Raw genomic sequence first — 18,234 nt, 5'->3', positions numbered from 1 at the left:
ACGCCTAGAGAGGTGAACAACGATGGTGATCTACGGTGTCGCACTGCTCGCCGGCTGCATGCTGGCCGGCCTAATCATCGGCGACGTACTCGGCCAGCTGCTGGGTATCGATGCCAACCTTGGCGGCGTGGGTATCGCCATGCTGCTGCTCATCTTCCTCACCGGTTATCTCAAGGACCGCGGCAAGCTGCCCGAGGCGACCGAAAGCGGTATCAATTTCTGGAACGCGATGTACATCCCCATCGTGGTCGCGATGGCCGCGAGCCAGAACGTCGCCGCGGCCTTCAGCGGCGGGCTGGTCGCGATCCTTGCCGGCACGCTTGCCGTGGTGCTCGGCCTCGCGCTGGTGCCGGTGCTCACCGGCAAGAAGGTCGACGATGCCGCGCCGCTGGATGCGCGTCCCCAGTCACAACCGCCTACCGGTCGATAAGAGGAGCGCCTCATGAACGATTCCATCGTATCGCTGGTCGACAAGTATCATCTGATCGCGGCGTTCGCTGTCATCGGCCTGGCGATGTACGTCGCCTACTGGATGAGCCGCAACCTGACCGGGGGCCGCCTGCACGGCAGCGCCATCGCCATCATCATCGGGCTGGCGCTCGCCTACGTCGGGGGGATCACCACCGGCGGCAGTCACGGCCTCGCCGACGTCACGCTCTTCTCGGGGCTGGCGCTGATGGGCGGCGGCATGCTGCGAGACCTGGCGATCATCGCGACGGCCTACGGCGTGCGTCTTCAGGAGGTCAAAAAGGCCGGCTTTCGCGGCGTGATCGCGCTGTTTCTCGGCGTGCTGGTCTCGTTCGTCGCCGGCGCCGTGGTCGCCGTGGGCTTCGGCTACAGCGATCCCGTGGACATCACCACCATCGCCGCCGGGGCGGTGACCTACATCGTTGGGCCGGTGACCGGGGCGACTCTCGGTGCCAGCTCCGAAGTGATCGCGCTGTCGATCGCCGCGGGCCTGGTCAAATCCATTCTGACCATGATCGCGACCCCGCTGACCGCCAAGTGGATCGGTCTGGACAACCCTCGCTCGGCGATGATCTTCGGCGGGATGATCGGCACCACCAGCGGCGTTGCCGCCGGTCTCGCCGCCACCGATGCGCGGCTGGTGCCCTACGGTGCGATGACCGCGACCTTCTACACCGGACTCGGCATTCTGCTCGCCCCGACGCTGCTGTTCCTGGGCGTGCGCGCGATTTTCTAGGGCAATGGCGTCGTCGCGACGACGCTTCGTGAGGGCGAAGACACGCGATGGATGGGCGCTAAGGCCGAGGCGGGCGGGGCATCAGTGCGACCCGGCCGCCGCCGGCTCGCTTGGCCTGATAGAGCGCGTCATCGATGGCCCGGAGTAACGCTTCGAGCGTCTCGTCCGCGGGTTGCCCTACGCCCGCGGAGAACCCGAGTGGCGTCTTGGACGGTCCGAGTCGCGCCGTCGCCAGCGTTTTCATGACGCGGGTGATCGCGGCCCCTGCCGATACGTCGTCGAGCCCCGGAAGCAGCAGCAGAAATTCGTCGCCGCCCCAGCGGATGAGCGTATCGGTGGACCTGACCGTGCGCTCGACCAGTCGGCTGAAGGCGACCAGCACCTCGTCACCCACGGCATGCCCATACGTATCGTTGATCGCCTTGAAGTGATCGAGATCGAGCATCGCCAGGGCCATCGGTTGGGTGTAGTGGCGGTGATGGATCAGCGTCCGCTTCGCCATCGCCAGACCCTGACGCCGATTGGGCAGGGCGGTCAGTTCGTCACGCCCCGCGAGCTGTTCGAGCCGCTGGTTTTGCCAGGTCAGGTAGCGTTCGAGCTTCAGGTGCGAGGTGACGTCGAACAGAAAAGCGATATGTAGCGGGTCACCGTGGTCGTCTCGACAGACGGTATCCTCGAAAAGAACGCTACGCCGCACCCCCTTGCGCGTCATGACATCGGTGATTCGTCGGCGCGCACCGAGATGGGGAAAGTGCGAAGCGTGACGGGCGCGGGCCAGTTCGCGGATCTCCATTGGCAGCAGCTGCTCGAAGGGGGCATCGACCAGCTCGCTTTCGTGATAGCCGAAGAATTCGCAAAACGGGGGATTCACCGCCCGCAGCCTGCCTCGGCGGTCGAGCGCGCAGGCCCCCATGGGCAGGTCGTCGAGCAGTCGATAGAGCGGCGGGGCGGTGTCGGTTCGGCGGGTAGCGGGGACGGGCGTGAGAGACGCGAAGTCAATCTCGCCGATGACGATCAGCGCATAGTCGTCGAAGCGCTCGCTCGTTCGACACTGAAAGCGCGTGCTCTTGACCTGGACCGACGCCAGCGTCGCGTCAGCCAGGCGAAGATGGCAGCGGTGCCAGGCGCTGGCGACTCCGCTCGACGTCAGTGCCGGATGGCTCGGCGGCGCTAGCGAGCGACCGGCGGCATCGGTCCAGTCCCAGGCGTCTTCGTGGCGGGTGTCTTCCCCCTTCATCGAGAGGCGGGCGCGGGCACAGGCGTTGGCCTCGATCAGCATCGGCGCGTGTGCGTCGAGCCGATAGAGCAGTGCGGCGATGTCGACTCTGTTTAGGCTTTCGAGGGTCGGGGGCGCCACCTCGACGCCCGCATCGGGAAGTGCTCGATCGGTCATGGTCAGGTGTACCACGGTGACTTGTGTTACCCGACTTGGCGGCCCGCGCGAACGGTCGATCGATGGCGTGAAGTCTCAATGCTCTCCACGAACCAGAGCGAATCTCCCGTCCGGACAGCAGGGCAGCTGTTCGGTAATGGGTCTGGCGTACCAGTAACCCTGCTGCCGCGTGATGCCGCGCCGATAGAGCCAGCGCGCTTCTTCCAGGGTTTCGACGCCCTCGGCGACCAGCTTGATCTCGAGCCGCTCGGCGAGTGAGATGATCTGATCGACGATGATCTGCTGACGCGGCGACTGCGGAATGCCGCTGATCAACTGCCGGTCGAGTTTGAGCACATCGGGCGAGATATCGATGAGCAGGTCGAGGTTGGCATGGCCGGTTCCGAAGTCGTCGAGCGCCACCTGGAGTCCCATGGCGCGATAGCTCTCGACGATGTTCTTCAGGTGCCGACGGTCGCGAACGCTTTCGGTCTCGGTAATCTCGAAACAGAGGCGATCGGTCGGCCAGCCGACCCGCTCGGCGGTTTCGAGCGTGGCCTGAATGCACGCCTGCGGCTCGTAAACGGCGTTGGGAAGAAAATTGATCGACAGCAGGGCGTTGGCACCCAGGCCATCGGCCATCTCGATGGCCCGGACGCGACAGGCCTGATCGAAGCGGTAGAGCGTCGTCTCGTCGACCCGCGACAGCACCGAGAATGCCGATTCGCCGGCCGTGCCGCGAACCAGTGCCTCGTAGCCATAGATGCGATCCGAAGCGACATCGACCAGCGGTTGAAAAGCCATGGTGAAATCGAAATCGAGCGGCTTGTCGCAGCGGCCGCAAACGTTATCGTGTCTTGCGCATCCCGACATTCTAGTCCTCCTTGACGACAGGCTGAGCCCAGGCGGCTCGTGATCTCTGCTTGATCGGCAGCGGGGGAGAAATTATTAATCATTATTTGGAGCGAACACGCGGCACCGACCTCAGCTTATAAGCGAACGCTCAATGCAAGTAACGTTATTGGTAGGAAAAATGTGAAGCCGCGTTGACATAGCGACGCATGGCGATCGTCGTCGACGGCCCTCAGGATGAGCCAGCGGCGCTTCGGTCTCCCCGTGCCCGATGCCCATTACTCAGCGTCCCGGACGCAGGCCATCTTCTTTCGACCCCAAGAGGTGTCATGAAATTATCCCCCGCCACGATGTTCTGCCTTCTGCTGATCGCCATTGGCGTCGCGTTCGACAAGGGCATCTGGCAGGTGCCGCGGGAGTGGAACCCGCTGGCGCCGCTCGCGGTCGACGATCCCGTGACACCGATGACGTCGCTCAAGCTCAAGCGTCTGCAGGGTGACCGGGACGAATGCCTGGCGGCGCTCGATACGGCGCCGGAGGTGAGCTATACGCCGCTCGACGACTACACGCCGGCCGCGGGCTGCCCGCTGGAAAACGTCGTGCGGCTGTCGCGTACGAGCGTGACCTTCAATGCAAGCTTCGTCGCGACCTGCCCCATGGCACTGGCCTGGACGATGTTCGAACGCCACGAACTGCAGCCGCTCGCCGAGCGTACCTTCGGTCAGCGTGTGACCTCGGTCCAGCACTACGGATCGTTCGCCTGTCGCAACATCTACCACCGGAAGAACGCCCGGCGTAGCGAACACGCCAGCGCCTCGGCGCTGGACGTGGCGGCGTTTCGGCTAGCGAACGGTGAGCGGATCAGCCTGCTCGAAGACTGGAACGGCGACGATGACGCCTCACGCTTTCTTCAGGAGGCGCAGACGGGCGCGTGTCACTATTTCGGCACGGTACTGGGGCCGGACTACAACGCCGCGCACGCCAATCACTTTCATCTCGGCATGCGCGGCATGTCGTTCTGCCGCTGACGCTGGAGCAGGGTTCGGCCGCGATGGCGTTCAGTCGTCCAGGTCCAGATCGTCCTCGTCGGTCGCCGCTCCGGTGGCCGCGCCCACGCCGCCGCCGATGACGGCGCCCTGGGTCACGCTGCCACCGATCGCTGCTGCCGTACCGGCGCCCACTGCCGCGCCCACGCCCGCGCCGCTGGCGGTGCGTTCACCGGTACCGGTACCACAGGCGCTCAGCAGCAGGGCGGCGGCCAGCATCAAGGGGAACATGCGCAACATGGAGTGTCTCCTGTGACTATGGGGAAATGAGAGAACCGCAATCGGTCAGGCCGACGGCAGGGCAAACCGCGTCGTTGTGGCGCTGGCTGCGTGCCGCGACCGGTGCAAAGCGTAGCCGTTCACGGGCGCAACGCAATCGCGGGTCGCGCCTCCTGCAACCTCCTGGCGTCGAGTCGCGCCGAAGCCCGGCACTCAAGCCCGGCGCTCCCGAGTGAGCGATAGACGGCGCCATTCCTATTGGATCGCCCTACGCCGAAAGTCGCGTTGGATGCCTGTCGTATGTATGACAGCTTCGCCTGTCGGTCGCGACGCCAACGCCGACGCTGACGGTGACCGCGGCCCAGGCCCGAGTTGTCGGATCGCCGGATCGCCGGATCGCCGGACCGCCGGACCGCCGGAGCGTGCGAATCACAGGAGTGACCGAATGCCTGAACCGACAGTGAACGTGTCCGAGCGCGGGACCCGTGCGTCCGAGCGCCGTGACGCGTCATCCCCCCGCGAGCGAGCGTCGATGCCGATCACCGCGCTCGAGCGCTGGTGGTTCGCCCGCCGGCTCCGGCGCATTCTCTGCCTGGCGGATTTCGAGCCGGTGGCGAAACGCCTGCTACCCAAACCCATCTTCGGCTACGTGGCGGGCGCGGCGGAGACCAACGCCTCGTACGACGACAACTTCCGCACCTTCGCGGAGTACGGTTTCGTGCATCGGTCGCTGGTCGATGTCAGCCGACGCTCCACCGCCGCGCGACTCATGGGACGAGAGTACGCTCAGCCCTTCGGCATCGCGCCGATGGGGGTGAGCGCGCTGACCGGCTATCGTGGCGATCTCCGGCTGGCGAATGCCGCCGGGCGTGCCGGCATTCCCATGGTGATCAGCGCTTCCGGGCTGATCGCCATGGAGACGATCGCTGCCGCCAACCCCGATGTCTGGTACCAGGCCTATATGCCGCCGGACGCGGCGGGCATTCGGGCACTCGTGGATCGTGTCGCCCGTGCCGGCATCCAGACGCTGGTGGTCACGGTCGACTCCGCGGTCGTGCCGAGCCGGGAGAACAACGTCCGTACCGGCTACAGGACGCCGATTCGTCCCGATCTCAAGCTCGCCTGGCAGGGCGTCACCCATCCGGAGTGGGCACTACTGACTTTTCTACGAACGATCCGCCGCCACGGCATGCCGCACTTCGAACACGTCGGCGCCGAGCGCGGCGTGGCGCTGGTGGCCAAGAACGTCGAGCGAGATTTCTCCGGGCGCGAGCATCTTAGCTGGGCGGACATCGCGCGCATCCGCGAGCAGTGGGCCGGCAAGCTGGTGCTCAAGGGCATTCTGGCGGTGGAGGATGCGGTGCGCGCCGAGTCTCTTGGCGTCGACGGCGTGATTCTCTCGAACCACGGCGGTCGTCAGCTCGACGGCGACGTCTCCCCGCTGCGTGTGCTACCGGCCGTGGTCGCGGCGGTGTCGATCGATGTCATGATCGACAGTGGCTTTCGCCGAGGGTCGGACGTGCTCAAGGCGCTCGCGCTGGGGGCCAAGTTCGTCTTCGTCGGCCGGCCGTTCAACTACGCCGCCGCGGTGGCGGGCGAGGCGGGCGTGGATCACGCCATCGCCATTCTCGAAAGCGAAGTGCGCCGCAACATGGGGATGCTGGGTATCAACGCGCTGACCGAGATGACGCCGGCGCGACTGCTGCCGCTCCCGTCCGGCACGCGCTGAGGTCAGACGCGCGGCTGCTGCTGGGTGATGCAGTGGATGTTGCCGCCGCCGAGCAGGATCTCGCGGGCCGGTACGCCGACGACGCGCCGCTCGGGGAAGAGCGCCTGCAGTCGCGCACGGGCGATCTCATCGAAAGCGGGGTCGAGCAGCGGCATCGCCACCACCCGGTTGCCGATATAGAAATTGACGTAGGAGCCGGCGAGGCGATCGCCGGCGCGCCGCGGTCGCGAGCTCGAGAGCCGGTCCACGCCGTTGGCGTCCTCTTCGGCGAGATAGAGCGGCCCCGGCTGGGGTAGCTTGTGCACCGTCAGGCGCCGGCCGCGGGCGTCGCGGGCGGCTTCCAGCACCTCGAGCGCGCGGCGCGAGATCGCATGCTGCGGGTCATCGACGTCGTCGCACCAGGTCAGCGCGACGACGCCGGGGGCGACGAAGCAGCAGAGATTGTCGACGTGGCCGTCGGTCTCGTCCTGATAGCAGCCGGCGGGCAGCCAGATCACCTTGTCGATGCCCAGATAGTCCGCGAGCAGCACTTCCTGTTCTTCCCGGTCGAGGCTGGGGTTGCGATTGGGATTGAGCAGGCACTCTTCGGTGGTGATCAGCGTGCCCTCACCGTCGACGTGGATCGCGCCGCCCTCGAGCACCATCGGGGCAGAAAAGCAGGGAACGCCGAGCATGCCGGCGATCTTGCGTCGAATCCGCCGGTCCTTGTCCCACGGAAAGTAGAGCCCGCCCTTGAGCCCGCCCCAGGCGTTGAAATCCCAGTCGATGACGGCGAGACGGCCGTCGGGATGGGTGACGAACGTCGGGCCGACGTCGCGCATCCAGGCATCGTTGCTGGAGAGTTCGACCACGCGCACGTGAGGCGGAAGCTGATCGCGGGCGTTTTCGTACTGCTCGTCGCTCGCGCCGACGATCACCGTTTCACTCTGGGCGATGACGCGAGCGACCTCGGCGAAGGCACGCTGCGCCGGCTTGGCGCCGAGGCGCCAGTTGTCCGGCCGCTGCGGCCAGAGCATCCAGCAGGCCTCGTGGGGGGCGAACTCCGCCGGCATGCGAAAGCCCAGACGGGCGGGGGAGTCCGACGGTAAAACCAGATCGCTCATGACAAACGCCCTTGGGAACCTTAAGGTTATCGGTAACTCGTGGCGCCGACTGTAGCACTGCGCAGAGGGCTTGAGATAAGCGCTTTGGTGAGCGCGCTCTGCCAGGCATCTCGACGGGCGCGCTCGCCGCTCGGTCGGCGCCGACAGCACGCAAGGAGAGAGTGATGAAATTCAACGTCAAGGGCGTCGAGGAAGGCCAGCCCGTTCCCGCCCAGTATGCGTTCGCCGTGCCGGACCCCGAGCAGCACATGCGCTTCGGCGACAACCGCAACCCGGAGCTTCGCTGGCTCGATGCGCCGGAGGCGACGCAAAGTTTCGTGGTGCTGGTGTGCGACCCGGACGTTCCCGGCATCGCCGACGACGTCAATCAGGAAGGCAAAACGCTACCGCCGGACATGCCGCGCGTCGACTTCTATCACTGGGTACTGATCGACATTCCCAGCGACGTCACGCTGATCGAAGAGGGCGAAGCGGCCGATGGTGTGGTGCCGCGCGGCAAGACGTCCGGCAAGACCTCGAAGGGCGTCGCCGGCATCAACGGTTACACCGGTTTCATGGCCGGCGACCCGGATCTCGCCGGCACTTACGGCGGCTACGACGGCCCCTGCCCGCCGTGGAACGATGAGATGATCCATCGCTACACCTTCAGCGTGTTCGCGCTCGATGTCGAAACGCTGGGTCTCGAGGGCGAGTTCACCGGCGACCAGGTGCGTGAAGCGATGCAGGGTCACGTGCTGGCGGAGTCGAGCGTCACCGGCACCTATACCCTCAATCCCGATCTGACCTGAGGCAATGCAGACGCCGCCATGAGCCAGGATACGTCGTCCGAGAGCCTGCCAGAGCGTTTGCGTCAGGCGCTTTTGACACTCGCCGAGGCGCGTGGCGTGGAAAAGACGTTCTGTCCCTCCGAGGCCGCGCGACGGGTTGCGCCGGATGACTGGCGCGCGCAGATGCCGGCAACGCGGGATGCGGCGCGTATCCTGGCGCAGCGCGGCCAGTTGATCGTCAGCCAGCGTGGTCGAACGCTACCCTCGGATGGGCCCTGGCACGGGCCGATCCGGCTGCGGCTACCGGTGGCATCCGAAAGCAGCGGGCGCCAGGGGGTCACCGGGACGTCGGACCCTGACGATGCGTGACGCCGGCGGGCGCGGCGCCGGCCTCGTCATGATGCTGCTCTGCTGGCTGACGATCATCGCGCTCGCGCTGTGGTGGTTTCGCGGCTTCGAAGCGCGCCGTGAAAATCCCAACGCCGCGCTCGTCGAGCAGGTCCAGTCCGATGGGCCGGTAACGCTTGAACGCAATGCGTCCGGGCATTTCGTGGCGCCCGGCGAGATCGACGGCCAGGCGGTCACCTTCCTCGTCGATACCGGCGCGACCTATGTCTCGCTGTCACGCTCGCTGGCCGACACGCTCGGCCTCCAGCGGGGGCGGGAGGCAACGTTCACGACGGCCAACGGGCGTGTCATCGGCCATCTCACCACGCTGGATCGCGTTCGACTCGGGGGCCTCGTGGCGAGCGATGTCGAGGGTTCCATCCATGCCGGCATCGGTGACGACGTGGTGCTGCTCGGCATGAGTTTTCTGGGACGGTTCGATATCTCCATCCGCGGGGATTCGATGCGTCTTGCCGCCGCCTCTCGCTGATCTCTCCGCTTCGACCGAAGGCCCTCGTGGCTCGGTTCACCGTCGGCGCGTGCGGTCACTCCTCACTCGACACAAGGCATCGCTTCGTCCCTCGACCGGCGCGTCGTATGATACGGCGCTTTACGTAGGGCCCGGCGTACGCCCGTCTGAGGCGCAGCGACGGGGCCGGCAACGCTCAGAGGAGAGAGGCGCGATGAAGGCAGCACGGCGGCGTAGCTTGAGAACAGCGGGATCGATGGCGCTGGCACTGATGGTGCTGGCGGGTTGCGAGAGCCTGTCGACAGGGTCGCTATCCTTGCCTGACGTCTTCGACGACCAGGGCGAGGACGAGGCGATAGTGGTGGAGCGTCGGATCGCGTTCCCCGCCGAGGAGTACGCCAGGCTCGACAAGCACGGCAGCGCCGCCGTCCAGGGACGGCTCACCTACACCACCGCGAGCGGCGAGACGCTCGTCGGTGCCAACGAGACGGTCTCCGTTGCGCCGGCGACCCGCTATGCCGCCGAGGCTGCCGATGTCGCGCTCTCCGGGCGCCGGATAGAGCCCGCCGATCCGCGGGCGCGGGCGTACACCCACACCGCCCGAACCAACGCCGATGGCTACTTCGTGGTGCGTGGCATTCCCTCGGGGCCGTTCTACGTGGCAGGAAGCGTGCTGCTACCCGGCGGCGACGCGCGAAGCCCGCTCATCATCCGCCAGGTCGAACTCACCGCCGGTCAGACGCGGGATGTCGACCTCAGCCGCTGAGCGAGGCGGCGCTAGGGCGTGCCAAACGGCGCGAGTCGCTCGGCGACGATAGGCAGGACCGTCTCCCGGGTCAGCGCCGCCAGCGTCAGGGTCTCGGCCTCGGCGAGGGTGACCCAGCGTAGCGCCTCGATTTCGGCCGCGGCCCTCGCGACGCCTGCGAGCGTTACCCAGTAAAGGTGGGCGTCGACCCGATAGCCCGCCTCGTTGGCAGCCGTGGCGCTCGCCTGACCCAGCGCTTCGCACTCAGCGATGGGCACGCCCAGCTCCTCGAAGACCTCACGCGCGAGTGCGGCCTCCGCGGCCTCGCCGGGCTCGATCTTGCCACCGGCCTGCATGAAGTGTCGGCTCCCGCGCTTTCTCACCAGCAGCAAACGACCACCGTCGACGACGATGGCAGCGGCAATGGTCAGTACGCGAGACGCAGAAGCATCGTCGAGGGCGTCGCGCCGGGCGTGGAGGAAGTCGGTTTGCATATCGTAATCAGATGAAAGACGTGTTTACGTAGGAATCTATCAGCGGAACAATTCGGGTATCATGCGTTCTATTCTGCGTTGCAGAGCCGACGCACGCCAGATTCGACAGATGGGGCACGGCACCAGGGTGTGCCGAGAATGGTCGAGGTGCGACGCGAATCCAGCGGTGGCACGAACCGCCGCGACATAATAACGAATCGACGGTATGCAGGGTTTCGAGGCCAACTATAGGGATGGAAGACAGCTTGGACAGCACTGCACATCAAGATCGCGTACTGATCATCGAAGACGATGAACGTCTGGCCCATCTCACGCGGGAGTATCTGGAGGCCAACGGCTTCCAGGTCGGGCTCGAACACGATGGCGCCAACGGGGTGGAAAGAATCATCGAGGAGCAGCCGGACATGGTGATCCTCGATCTCATGCTGCCGGGCGAGGACGGCCTGTCGATCTGCCGCCGCGCGCGGCCGCACTACGCCGGTCCGATCCTCATGCTGACCGCGCGTACCGATGACATGGATCAGGTGCTCGGGCTCGAGATGGGGGCCGACGATTACGTGCCCAAGCCCGTGCAGCCCCGGGTGCTGCTGGCGCGCATGCGGGCGCTGATGCGCCGCGCCGACAGTCTCGTTTCCGCCAGCGGGGCAACGCGCCTGACCTTCGACAATCTAATCGTCGACAGCGCGACCCGGGAAGCCTGGCTCGAAGACGAGCGTATCGATCTCACCAGCGCCGAGTTCGATCTGCTCTGGCTGCTGGCGGACAACGCCGGGCGGGTACTCACCCGGGAGGAGATATTCTCCCAGCTGCGCGGCATCAAGTACGACGGCCAGGACCGCTCGATCGACGTGCGTGTCTCGCGCATTCGTCCCAAGATCGGCGACGATCCCAACCATCCTCACCGCATCAAGACCGTACGCAGCAAGGGCTACCTGTTCGTGCGCGACAGCTGAGCGCCGGCGGCGACCCGCGTCGCCGCCGCATTCGACGCGGTTCGACCCAGCGAGCGAGTCCGGGCACGATAGCGCCTTCGCGACCCCCCAAGGCGAGAGTAGTCATGCGGCGAACGTTCACCGACAGCACTTTCCTGCGCTTTTATCTCGCGCTGCTCGCAGCGCTGGTCATTACCTTCGGTCTGGCCCTGCTCGGGTTTCTCATGGTCGACAAGGTACGCCAGGAGCAGTATCGCGAGAGTCTGGTGAGTGGCCCGCTGGCGCTGCTATCCGATCTCGTCTCGCGTCAACCTCTGGAGAAGCGCGACGACTGGCTGGCCTCGATGGCCTCGACGCTGGGGATGCCGCTTGGGCTTTTCGAACTCGACGAGCTGTCGCTGGGGTACTTCGAGCGCGCGCGGCTCGCCGACGCCCGGCCGGTGATCGAGTCCGCCGATGACGGCTGGCGTTCGCTCTACCAACTGCCCCATTCGGACTGGGTGCTGGCGGCGAAGATCAACTCGCTCAACGAGATGCAGCTGCGCGGCATTACCGAGGTGCTGCGCAGCTGGCTCAGCGGCGAGTCGGCCCAGGTTCAGCGTCAGCGCCTGAAGCGGGTACAGCGTCAGTTCCACGTGCCGGTAACGCTCTCGGACATGGCGCCTGGGGATGTCGACCCGATCCAGTCCACGCGGCTGGCGGCGGGCGAGGTGGTGGTACGGCTCGATCCCAGTCTGAGCACGCTGCACATCCACGCTCGGGTAGGGACGGATCGCTGGCTGCACATCGGGCCGCTGCCGAGTTTCGAGTCGATGCCGCTGTCGCTGGCCCTGGCGCTGCTGATTACCGTACTGGTGACGCTGGCGGGCGCGATCTATCTCATCGTCTGGAGCATCGAGGGGCGTGTCGCCCGGCTCGAGCGAGCGGCGACGCGCATCGCTGGCGGTCAGCTCAACGCTCGCGTGCGGGTGGACGGCAGCGACTTTCTGGGCCGGCTGGGCATGGCGTTGAACGGAATGGCGGTGCAGGTGCAGTCGCTGCTGCGAAGCCAGCAGGAGATGATTCGCGCCGTGTCGCACGAACTTCGCACGCCGGTGGCGCGGATTCGCTTCGCGGTGCAGATGCTCGAGGACCTGAGCCGCGACGACAGTGCCCGGCGTCAGCTCGAGGGCATCGACGAGGATATCGCCGAACTCGATCGACTGATCGACGAGATTCTCACCTACGCCAAGCTCGACAGCGAAAACGCCCAGGGCATGAGCCTCAAGACCGAGAGTCTCGAGTGTCGTGCCGTCGCCCAGCGCGTGGTGGAGACGCTCAGTCCGCTGCACCCTCATCTGACACTGGCGGTCGCCGAAGGGCCGGAGCTCGAGGTCGAGGCGGAACCGCGCTATCTACAGCGGGCGGTGCAGAACCTGGTCGCCAACGCCTGCCGGCACGCCGAACAGCGCGTGACGCTGACCGTCCATCGCGAACCGCGGGCGATCCGTATCGACGTGGAGGACGATGGCCCCGGCGTGCCGGAACAGGAGCGTCTGACCATCTTCAAGCCCTTCGCACGGCTCGATGACAGTCGGACGCGGCGCTCCGGCGGCTACGGGCTGGGTCTCTCCATCGTGCAGAAGATCATGGCGTGGCACGGCGGCAACGTCGTCGTCGACCGCAGCGAGCGGCTCGGCGGGGCGCGGTTCAGTCTGCTGCTGCCGCTACACGGTCGCGAATCGATCTGCCCGCTCACCGACGAGACCTGAAACGGCTTGCGCCTCGCCGCGGCTTCGCTCAGGTCTCGCTCGCCGGCTTGATCCCGCTGAGCACGGCGAACGACGTCTCCCGAGCGGTCCGTACGAAGTCCTGCATCCACGGCAGATCCCGGCTCTCCTCACGGATCGCCGCGTAGAGCGTGCTCCACACGCCCTCGCGGCCGAGGGACAGTCCCTTGACGTAGTCCCGTTCCAGGTACTCCGTCAGTGCCCAGTTGGGCAGGGCACACACGCCGCGCCCGCTAGCGACCAGCTGCATCATCATCACCGTCAGCTCCGCGCTTCGAATCTCGCGGGGCTGCTGGCTCGCCGGATCGAGAAACTGGGTGAAGATATCCAGGCGCGAGTGATCCACCGGATAGACGATCAGCGTCTCCTCGATGAGCTCATGGGGCTCGACCCAAGCCTTGTTTGCCAGCGTGTGGTGATTGGAGACCGCGAGCAGGCCCTCGTAGCGAAAGAGCGGGGCATAGTGCACCCCGGGCAGGGGCTGCGGATTGTCGGTGATCACCAGATCCAGCGCTTCCCGGGTGAGGCCGGGGAGCAGATCGAAGTTCTGCCCGCTGGGAATGTCGACCTCCACCTCCGGCCAGTGGTCGCGAAAGTGATCCACCGTCGGCATCAGCCACTGAAAGCAGCTATGGCACTCGATCGCCATGTGCAGGCGTCCCTGCTCGTGGCCGGCGAGTCTGGCCAGGTCGCGCTCGGCGAGCCGCAGCTGAGGCAGGATCTGCTCCGCGAGCGACAGCAGTCGTTCGCCGGCGCGGGTGAAAACGACCGGGCGCGTCTTGCGGGTGAACAGCGGCATCCCGAGCCGGGACTCGAGATCCTTGATCTGGTGCGACAGTGCCGACTGCGTCAGGTGCACCCGTTCCGCCGCCTCGACGAGCGAGCCAGTGTCGCGCAGCGCGATCAGCGTACGCAGATGACGAAGTTCGAGCATGCTATGAATTGGGTTCACTTGGGTCGGTAAACGCGTCGGGTTCGAGGATTGGCGACGGCGGGACAGGCCTGCCGAGCGGACGAGACCGCGATTCTACCCGTTAACCTACGCAGACCCCACTCTTGACGATAGGGGGCGCACGCAGGACCCGCTAAGCCGAACGGTTACCGAGCGGTGTCGTGAGCGTGCGAGTCGCGCCGAACGCTGCGTGATAGGCTTTGCCACGCGCCGCGATCGATGTCGCGGTGCGCTTTTTTGTCTGCGCGCTCGGCGAGCGCGGCCGCCGCGCAGGCGGGATCGAATCCGCTCGGGAACCCAATGCATGTCGAACAAGACGCACACCGTCGATACGACGCCCATCGTCGGCGTCCCTTTCTCCTTCACTGCCTCCCCGGTCAGTGCTTCCTCATTCAGGACTTCCCCTTTCAGGGCTTTCCTGTTCAGGGCTTTTCCTGGCGTCGCTGAGGGGACGCGGACAACGCGGCGACGCGTCCCGCTGCTGGCGACCGCGGCCGTGGCGCTGGCCGCCCTGCTGACGGGCTGCTCGGGTAGCGCGACGCGCGACGTCGACGCCACCGCGCCGCTGGCGGTCGCCGATGACGCCCCGAAGTCGCCGCTGCTGCCGAGTCTCTTCTTCGCCGACGGCGGTGACACCTTCTCGGCCTGGCGCTGCACGCCCTCGCGCGATCTGGTCACCACCTCGCCGGACGCTCGGCGCCTGCGGCTCTGGACCGGGCAGGGCGGGACCCAGCTCCCCCTGGCGGCGGTCGACGGTGCCTCCCCGCGCTACGCCAAAGGCGGGCTCTCGTTCACCCGCATGGGTCGCGATGCGCTGGTCGAGAGCGACAGCGCACGCCTCGTCTGCACGCTCGCCGGCGAGCGCACGACCCTCACCCGCGAAGATCGACCCGAAAGCATTTTCTACGCCAGTGGCAGCGAGCCGGGGTGGAGCGTCTCGCTGGACCGCCGTACGACCACCCTGACGCTGGTCTCTGACTACGGCCAGGCCAAGGACACCTTCGACTACCGCGTCGCGTCGGTGAAGAACGGTGCCGATGCCGAAATGGTGCTGGTCAGCGATAGCGGGCGTCGTCCGCTCGAAATGCACCTCACCGCCAAGGCGTGCTTCGACAGCATGAGCGGCAAGCCCTGGCCGGCCACGGTGACGCTGCGCTACGGCCGTCAGTCGTGGAAGGGGTGCGGTCAGGGCGTGGAAGCCGCGCAATAAGACGAAAAAATCGAACGATGCCGGCTAAAAAACACCGTTTTATTCTCGTTACGTGCAATGAATAATGCCGGCATTCCCACTCACCCTCCCAAGGGGATCGACATGTCAAAACGTATCCTGCTGATCACCAGTTCGCTGTTCGGCGAAAACGGCCAGTCCAGCGGCCTCGCCGCGCGCTTCAAGGCCGCGCTCGACGGTCGCGACGTCGAGCTCATCGAGCGCGACGTGGTGGCCGAGCCGCTGCCCCATCTCGACGCCGAGGAAATACAGAGCTGGATGACCGACCCGGCAGAGCGCAGCGCGGCGCAGCGCACGCTGGCCGAGCGCTCCGAGGTGGTTCTCGCCGAGGTCGAGCAGAGCGATCTGATCGTGATCGCCGTGCCGCTCTACAACCTGGGTATTCCCAGCCAGCTGAAAGCGTGGTTCGACCGCGTGCTGCGCGCCGGTCGCACCTTCCGCTATACCGAGAACGGCCCGGTGGGGCTGCTCGAGGGCAAATCCGGACTGATCCTCGCCGCTCGCGGTGGCCAGTACGCCGGCTCCGAGATGGATTCCCAGACGCCGCATCTGCGCCACATGCTCAAGCTGATCGGTATCGGCGACGTCGAGGCGATCTACGCCGAGGGCCTCAACATGGGCGACGCGCAGAAGGCACAGGCGCTCGAAGCCGCCGAGCGTGACATCGCGGGCTTCATCGACGGTCACCTCTGAGCTCTGGCTCCCCACTCGGAAACCTCCGCCATGCTTCGAAGACTGCACAATGACGACCTGGGCAAACTGATTCTGCGCCTCGCGGTGGGCATCACCATGCTGCTTCACGGCATCAACAAGGTGCTCAACCCGGGCAGCTTCGACTGGCTCGGCAGTACGCTCGCGGAGGTCGGCCTGCCGACGTCTCTCGCCTACGCCGTGCTGCTGGGGGAGATCGTCGGACCGCTGATGGCGATTCTTGGCGTGTGCTCGCGCATCGGCGGTCTGCTGATGGCCGGCAACATGGTCGTCGCCGTGGTGCTCGTGCATCTGGGCGATCTCTGGACGCTCAACGACCAGGGCGGCTGGACGCTGGAACTGCAGGCGATGTTCTTCGCGGCCGGCCTCGCCGTGATGCTGCTCGGCAGTGGCCGGTTCGCGATCCAACCGGACTGATGTCGCAAGCGTCGAATAGCGTGTCAGGTAGTGCCGCCCACGACCGCCCGGTATCGCAATGGTGCCGGGCGGTTTTCGTTGGATTCGCAGAACCGGCGCAGGAGAGCCGCGAGCCGTCGCGACGCGTCGACGCCGGAACCCGGTCGACGACGGCGCCGGCCCGCCATCAGCGCAACGCGTCGGTCGCCGTCTCGCCGCCGATCTCAGGGGCCGGGGGAGGCGGCACCGGGACGACGTCGGGGTCGAAGATTCGCGCGAACAATCGGCGCAGCACGTCGAGGTCGGGGCGACCTTCGCTGTCGCGCTCGCTCGGGATCGCGCGCCACTCGCCGCCGTTTTCGCGCTCGGCGAGGGCGAACACGAACGGGTGCGTACCGGGCAGGCCGAGGCGGATGTCGGTGGCTTCCAGCCGCTCGGCGTTCGGCCCGGCGTCGCTGACGCGATAGCGCAGGTAGGGCGCGGCAAACCAGGCCAGGCGGCGGCCGTTGGCGGTCGCTTGGGCGGCCCCGCGCCAGCGCTCGCCCAGCGGCCAGGGCGTCAGCGCGATGGGGGCGTCGCCGTCGAAGACGCTCGCCCAGCCCTCCAGGGCGACGCCGTCGGCGACCGCGGTCACCCGCCACAGCAGGGCCGTCAACGGGGCGGACTGAACCAGGACATCGACGGGCTCGATGCCACGTTCGGCGAGTTCACGTGCGATCCGGGATTCGACGCTTGCTTGCGCCCACAGGCTGAAGGCGATGTAGAGACACGACGCGCCGAGACACGCGACCAGCGTGCGGTGATAGCGCGGACGAATCATGAAGGCGACGATGCCCACTAGCAGTGTCAGCGTGTAGAGCGGGTCGATGATGAACAGGCTGCTCCAGCTGATGGGGCGCATGGGAATCGGCCAGAGCAGCTGCGTGCCGTAGGTGGTAAAGGCGTCGAGCAGCGGGTGCGTCACCAGGCAGAGCGTGAAAAGACACCACCAGTGACCGAAAGTGGCGAGCGCGCGGGTTCGTCCCCACAGTCGTGTCCCGCCGGCCAGCAGGGTGGCCAGACCGGTGAGCACGAACAGCGAGTGGCTGAAGCTGCGATGCAGGGTGTAGTCGGCGACCGCGTCACCGTAGTCGATCACCACGTCGAGATCCGGAAGGGTGCCGAGCGCGGCGCCCAGTAGCAGTCCGCGGCGGCCGAGGCGGGGCATGACGACACCGGCGACGGCGGCGCCGAGACAGGCTTGGGTGAGTGAGTCCATTCGGCATTCCTTGAACTGGCAGGTGGGCGCGCTATGTGGCGCCGACTCGCTCTGAGTTTGGTGAAGCCGGCCTGCGACGTCGAGTCGCCATTCATCAACGCCGTGCCGTGAGCTACCCTGAATGTCTCCAACCCACTGACCCAAGGGAAAATCGGCATGGAATACCTACACACGATGGTGCGCGTCAGCGACCTGGACGCCTCGCTGAATTTCTACTGCGATCTGCTCGGCCTCGAAGAGGTGAGCCGCAAGGAGAGCGAGAAGGGGCGCTTCACGCTGGTCTTTCTCGCCACGCCGAAAGACCGACCGCGGGCCGAGGCCGAGCAGTCGCCGATGGTCGAGCTGACCTACAACTGGGACCCGGAGACCTACACCGGCGGGCGCAATTTCGGCCATCTGGCCTATCGCGTCGATGACATCTATGCACTCTGCGATAAGCTCCAGACCGCCGGCGTGACCATCAATCGTCCGCCCCGCGATGGGCACATGGCGTTCGTTCGCTCTCCGGACGGCATCTCCATCGAGCTTTTGCAGAAGGGCGACGCCCGCGAACCGCAGGAGCCGTGGGCCTCGATGCCCAACACCGGCGAGTGGTAAGTCG

At 66.3% G+C, this 18,234-nt stretch carries 21 protein-coding genes; 14 read left to right on the top strand and 7 right to left on the bottom strand.

The window, feature by feature from the left end; translation table 11 throughout:
• The first annotated feature begins 22 nt into the window (after positions 1-22).
• Positions 23-430, top strand: coding sequence for a malonate transporter subunit MadL (gene madL, locus DOM33_RS05535; RefSeq protein WP_110666553.1), 408 nt, complete (start codon positions 23-25; stop codon positions 428-430).
• Positions 431-442: 12 nt separating this feature from the next.
• A complete protein-coding gene (madM, locus tag DOM33_RS05530) occupies positions 443-1,204 on the top strand; it encodes a malonate transporter subunit MadM (protein WP_110666551.1) in 762 nt (253 codons plus the stop codon).
• A 58-nt stretch (positions 1,205-1,262) separates the two neighbouring features.
• On the opposite strand, the gene DOM33_RS05525 is transcribed toward madM, so the two are convergent.
• Both DOM33_RS05525 and DOM33_RS05520 read right to left on the bottom strand, forming a co-directional pair.
• A complete protein-coding gene (locus tag DOM33_RS05525) occupies positions 1,263-2,597 on the bottom strand; it encodes a GGDEF domain-containing protein (protein ID WP_110666549.1) in 1,335 nt (444 codons plus the stop codon).
• 75 nt (positions 2,598-2,672) lie between these two features.
• On the bottom strand, positions 2,673-3,380 hold the full coding sequence (locus DOM33_RS05520; protein WP_476707499.1) for an EAL domain-containing protein: 708 nt from the start codon (positions 3,378-3,380) through the stop codon (positions 2,673-2,675).
• Between the two features lie 377 nt (positions 3,381-3,757).
• Between DOM33_RS05520 and DOM33_RS05515 the strand changes: the two genes are divergently transcribed.
• Positions 3,758-4,456 carry an extensin-like domain-containing protein gene (locus DOM33_RS05515; RefSeq protein ID WP_110666545.1) on the top strand — a complete coding sequence of 233 codons (699 nt, stop codon included), beginning with the start codon at positions 3,758-3,760 and terminating at the stop codon, positions 4,454-4,456.
• Between the two features lie 30 nt (positions 4,457-4,486).
• Here the strand turns inward: DOM33_RS05515 and DOM33_RS05510 are convergent, their stop codons facing one another.
• A complete protein-coding gene (locus tag DOM33_RS05510) occupies positions 4,487-4,714 on the bottom strand; it encodes a hypothetical protein (protein ID WP_110666543.1) in 228 nt (75 codons plus the stop codon).
• 424 nt (positions 4,715-5,138) lie between these two features.
• Here DOM33_RS05510 and DOM33_RS05505 point away from each other — a divergent pair, with 424 nt between their 5' ends.
• Complete coding sequence (locus tag DOM33_RS05505) at positions 5,139-6,422, top strand: alpha-hydroxy acid oxidase (RefSeq protein WP_162617903.1); 1,284 nt, start codon at positions 5,139-5,141, stop codon at positions 6,420-6,422.
• A 2-nt stretch (positions 6,423-6,424) separates the two neighbouring features.
• On the opposite strand, the gene aguA is transcribed toward DOM33_RS05505, so the two are convergent.
• On the bottom strand, positions 6,425-7,525 hold the full coding sequence (gene aguA, locus DOM33_RS05500) for an agmatine deiminase (protein ID WP_110666540.1): 1,101 nt from the start codon (positions 7,523-7,525) through the stop codon (positions 6,425-6,427).
• 164 nt (positions 7,526-7,689) lie between these two features.
• Between aguA and DOM33_RS05495 the strand changes: the two genes are divergently transcribed.
• The 4 genes from DOM33_RS05495 (at position 7,690) to DOM33_RS05480 (ending at position 9,914) form a co-directional block, all read left to right on the top strand.
• Complete coding sequence (locus tag DOM33_RS05495; RefSeq protein WP_110666538.1) at positions 7,690-8,313, top strand: YbhB/YbcL family Raf kinase inhibitor-like protein; 624 nt, start codon at positions 7,690-7,692, stop codon at positions 8,311-8,313.
• An 18-nt stretch (positions 8,314-8,331) separates the two neighbouring features.
• Positions 8,332-8,661 (top strand): DUF3253 domain-containing protein, encoded by a 330-nt coding sequence (locus tag DOM33_RS05490; protein ID WP_204352609.1) that lies wholly within the window; start codon positions 8,332-8,334, stop codon positions 8,659-8,661.
• On the top strand, positions 8,654-9,169 hold the full coding sequence (locus DOM33_RS05485; RefSeq protein WP_110666537.1) for a retropepsin-like aspartic protease family protein: 516 nt from the start codon (positions 8,654-8,656) through the stop codon (positions 9,167-9,169). The genes DOM33_RS05490 and DOM33_RS05485 overlap by 8 nt, the downstream gene beginning before the upstream one ends.
• Before the next feature lie 193 nt (positions 9,170-9,362).
• Positions 9,363-9,914 (top strand): carboxypeptidase-like regulatory domain-containing protein, encoded by a 552-nt coding sequence (locus tag DOM33_RS05480; RefSeq protein WP_110666535.1) that lies wholly within the window; start codon positions 9,363-9,365, stop codon positions 9,912-9,914.
• 11 nt (positions 9,915-9,925) lie between these two features.
• Here the strand turns inward: DOM33_RS05480 and DOM33_RS05475 are convergent, their stop codons facing one another.
• A complete protein-coding gene (locus DOM33_RS05475) occupies positions 9,926-10,387 on the bottom strand; it encodes an NUDIX hydrolase (protein ID WP_110666533.1) in 462 nt (153 codons plus the stop codon).
• A gap of 233 nt (positions 10,388-10,620) precedes the next feature.
• On the opposite strand from DOM33_RS05475, the gene DOM33_RS05470 reads away from it, so the two are divergent.
• The gene (locus tag DOM33_RS05470) at positions 10,621-11,340 is read left to right on the top strand and encodes a winged helix-turn-helix domain-containing protein (RefSeq protein WP_110666531.1); all 720 of its coding nucleotides are present in this window, start codon (positions 10,621-10,623) and stop codon (positions 11,338-11,340) included.
• A 104-nt stretch (positions 11,341-11,444) separates the two neighbouring features.
• On the top strand, positions 11,445-13,070 hold the full coding sequence (locus tag DOM33_RS05465) for an ATP-binding protein (RefSeq protein WP_110666530.1): 1,626 nt from the start codon (positions 11,445-11,447) through the stop codon (positions 13,068-13,070).
• Positions 13,071-13,098: 28 nt separating this feature from the next.
• On the opposite strand, the gene DOM33_RS05460 is transcribed toward DOM33_RS05465, so the two are convergent.
• Positions 13,099-14,022, bottom strand: a complete 924-nt coding sequence (locus tag DOM33_RS05460; RefSeq protein ID WP_110666528.1) for a LysR family transcriptional regulator — start codon at positions 14,020-14,022, stop codon at positions 13,099-13,101.
• Positions 14,023-14,536: 514 nt separating this feature from the next.
• On the opposite strand from DOM33_RS05460, the gene DOM33_RS05455 reads away from it, so the two are divergent.
• The 3 genes from DOM33_RS05455 to DOM33_RS05445 all read left to right on the top strand — a co-directional run bounded on the left by DOM33_RS05455 (position 14,537) and on the right by DOM33_RS05445 (position 16,396).
• Entirely contained in the window at positions 14,537-15,250 is a 714-nt protein-coding gene (locus tag DOM33_RS05455; RefSeq protein ID WP_110666526.1) for a C-type lysozyme, inhibitor, read from the top strand.
• A gap of 102 nt (positions 15,251-15,352) precedes the next feature.
• Positions 15,353-15,961 (top strand): FMN-dependent NADH-azoreductase, encoded by a 609-nt coding sequence (locus DOM33_RS05450; RefSeq protein WP_110666524.1) that lies wholly within the window; start codon positions 15,353-15,355, stop codon positions 15,959-15,961.
• 30 nt (positions 15,962-15,991) lie between these two features.
• Entirely contained in the window at positions 15,992-16,396 is a 405-nt protein-coding gene (locus tag DOM33_RS05445) for a DoxX family protein (RefSeq protein ID WP_110666522.1), read from the top strand.
• Between the two features lie 166 nt (positions 16,397-16,562).
• Here DOM33_RS05445 and DOM33_RS05440 read toward each other — a convergent pair whose 3' ends face one another.
• On the bottom strand, positions 16,563-17,633 hold the full coding sequence (locus DOM33_RS05440) for a metal-dependent hydrolase (RefSeq protein ID WP_110666520.1): 1,071 nt from the start codon (positions 17,631-17,633) through the stop codon (positions 16,563-16,565).
• 156 nt (positions 17,634-17,789) lie between these two features.
• Between DOM33_RS05440 and DOM33_RS05435 the strand changes: the two genes are divergently transcribed.
• The gene (locus DOM33_RS05435) at positions 17,790-18,230 is read left to right on the top strand and encodes a VOC family protein (RefSeq protein ID WP_110666518.1); all 441 of its coding nucleotides are present in this window, start codon (positions 17,790-17,792) and stop codon (positions 18,228-18,230) included.
• Positions 18,231-18,234 lie beyond the last annotated feature (4 nt).

The sequence above is a fragment of the Salinicola halophilus genome, from assembly GCF_003206155.1.
GTDB lineage: Bacteria > Pseudomonadota > Gammaproteobacteria > Pseudomonadales > Halomonadaceae > Salinicola > Salinicola halophilus.
The sequence above is the reverse complement of the archived record's forward strand: the minus strand, read 5'-3'. Positions and strand labels throughout refer to the sequence as shown.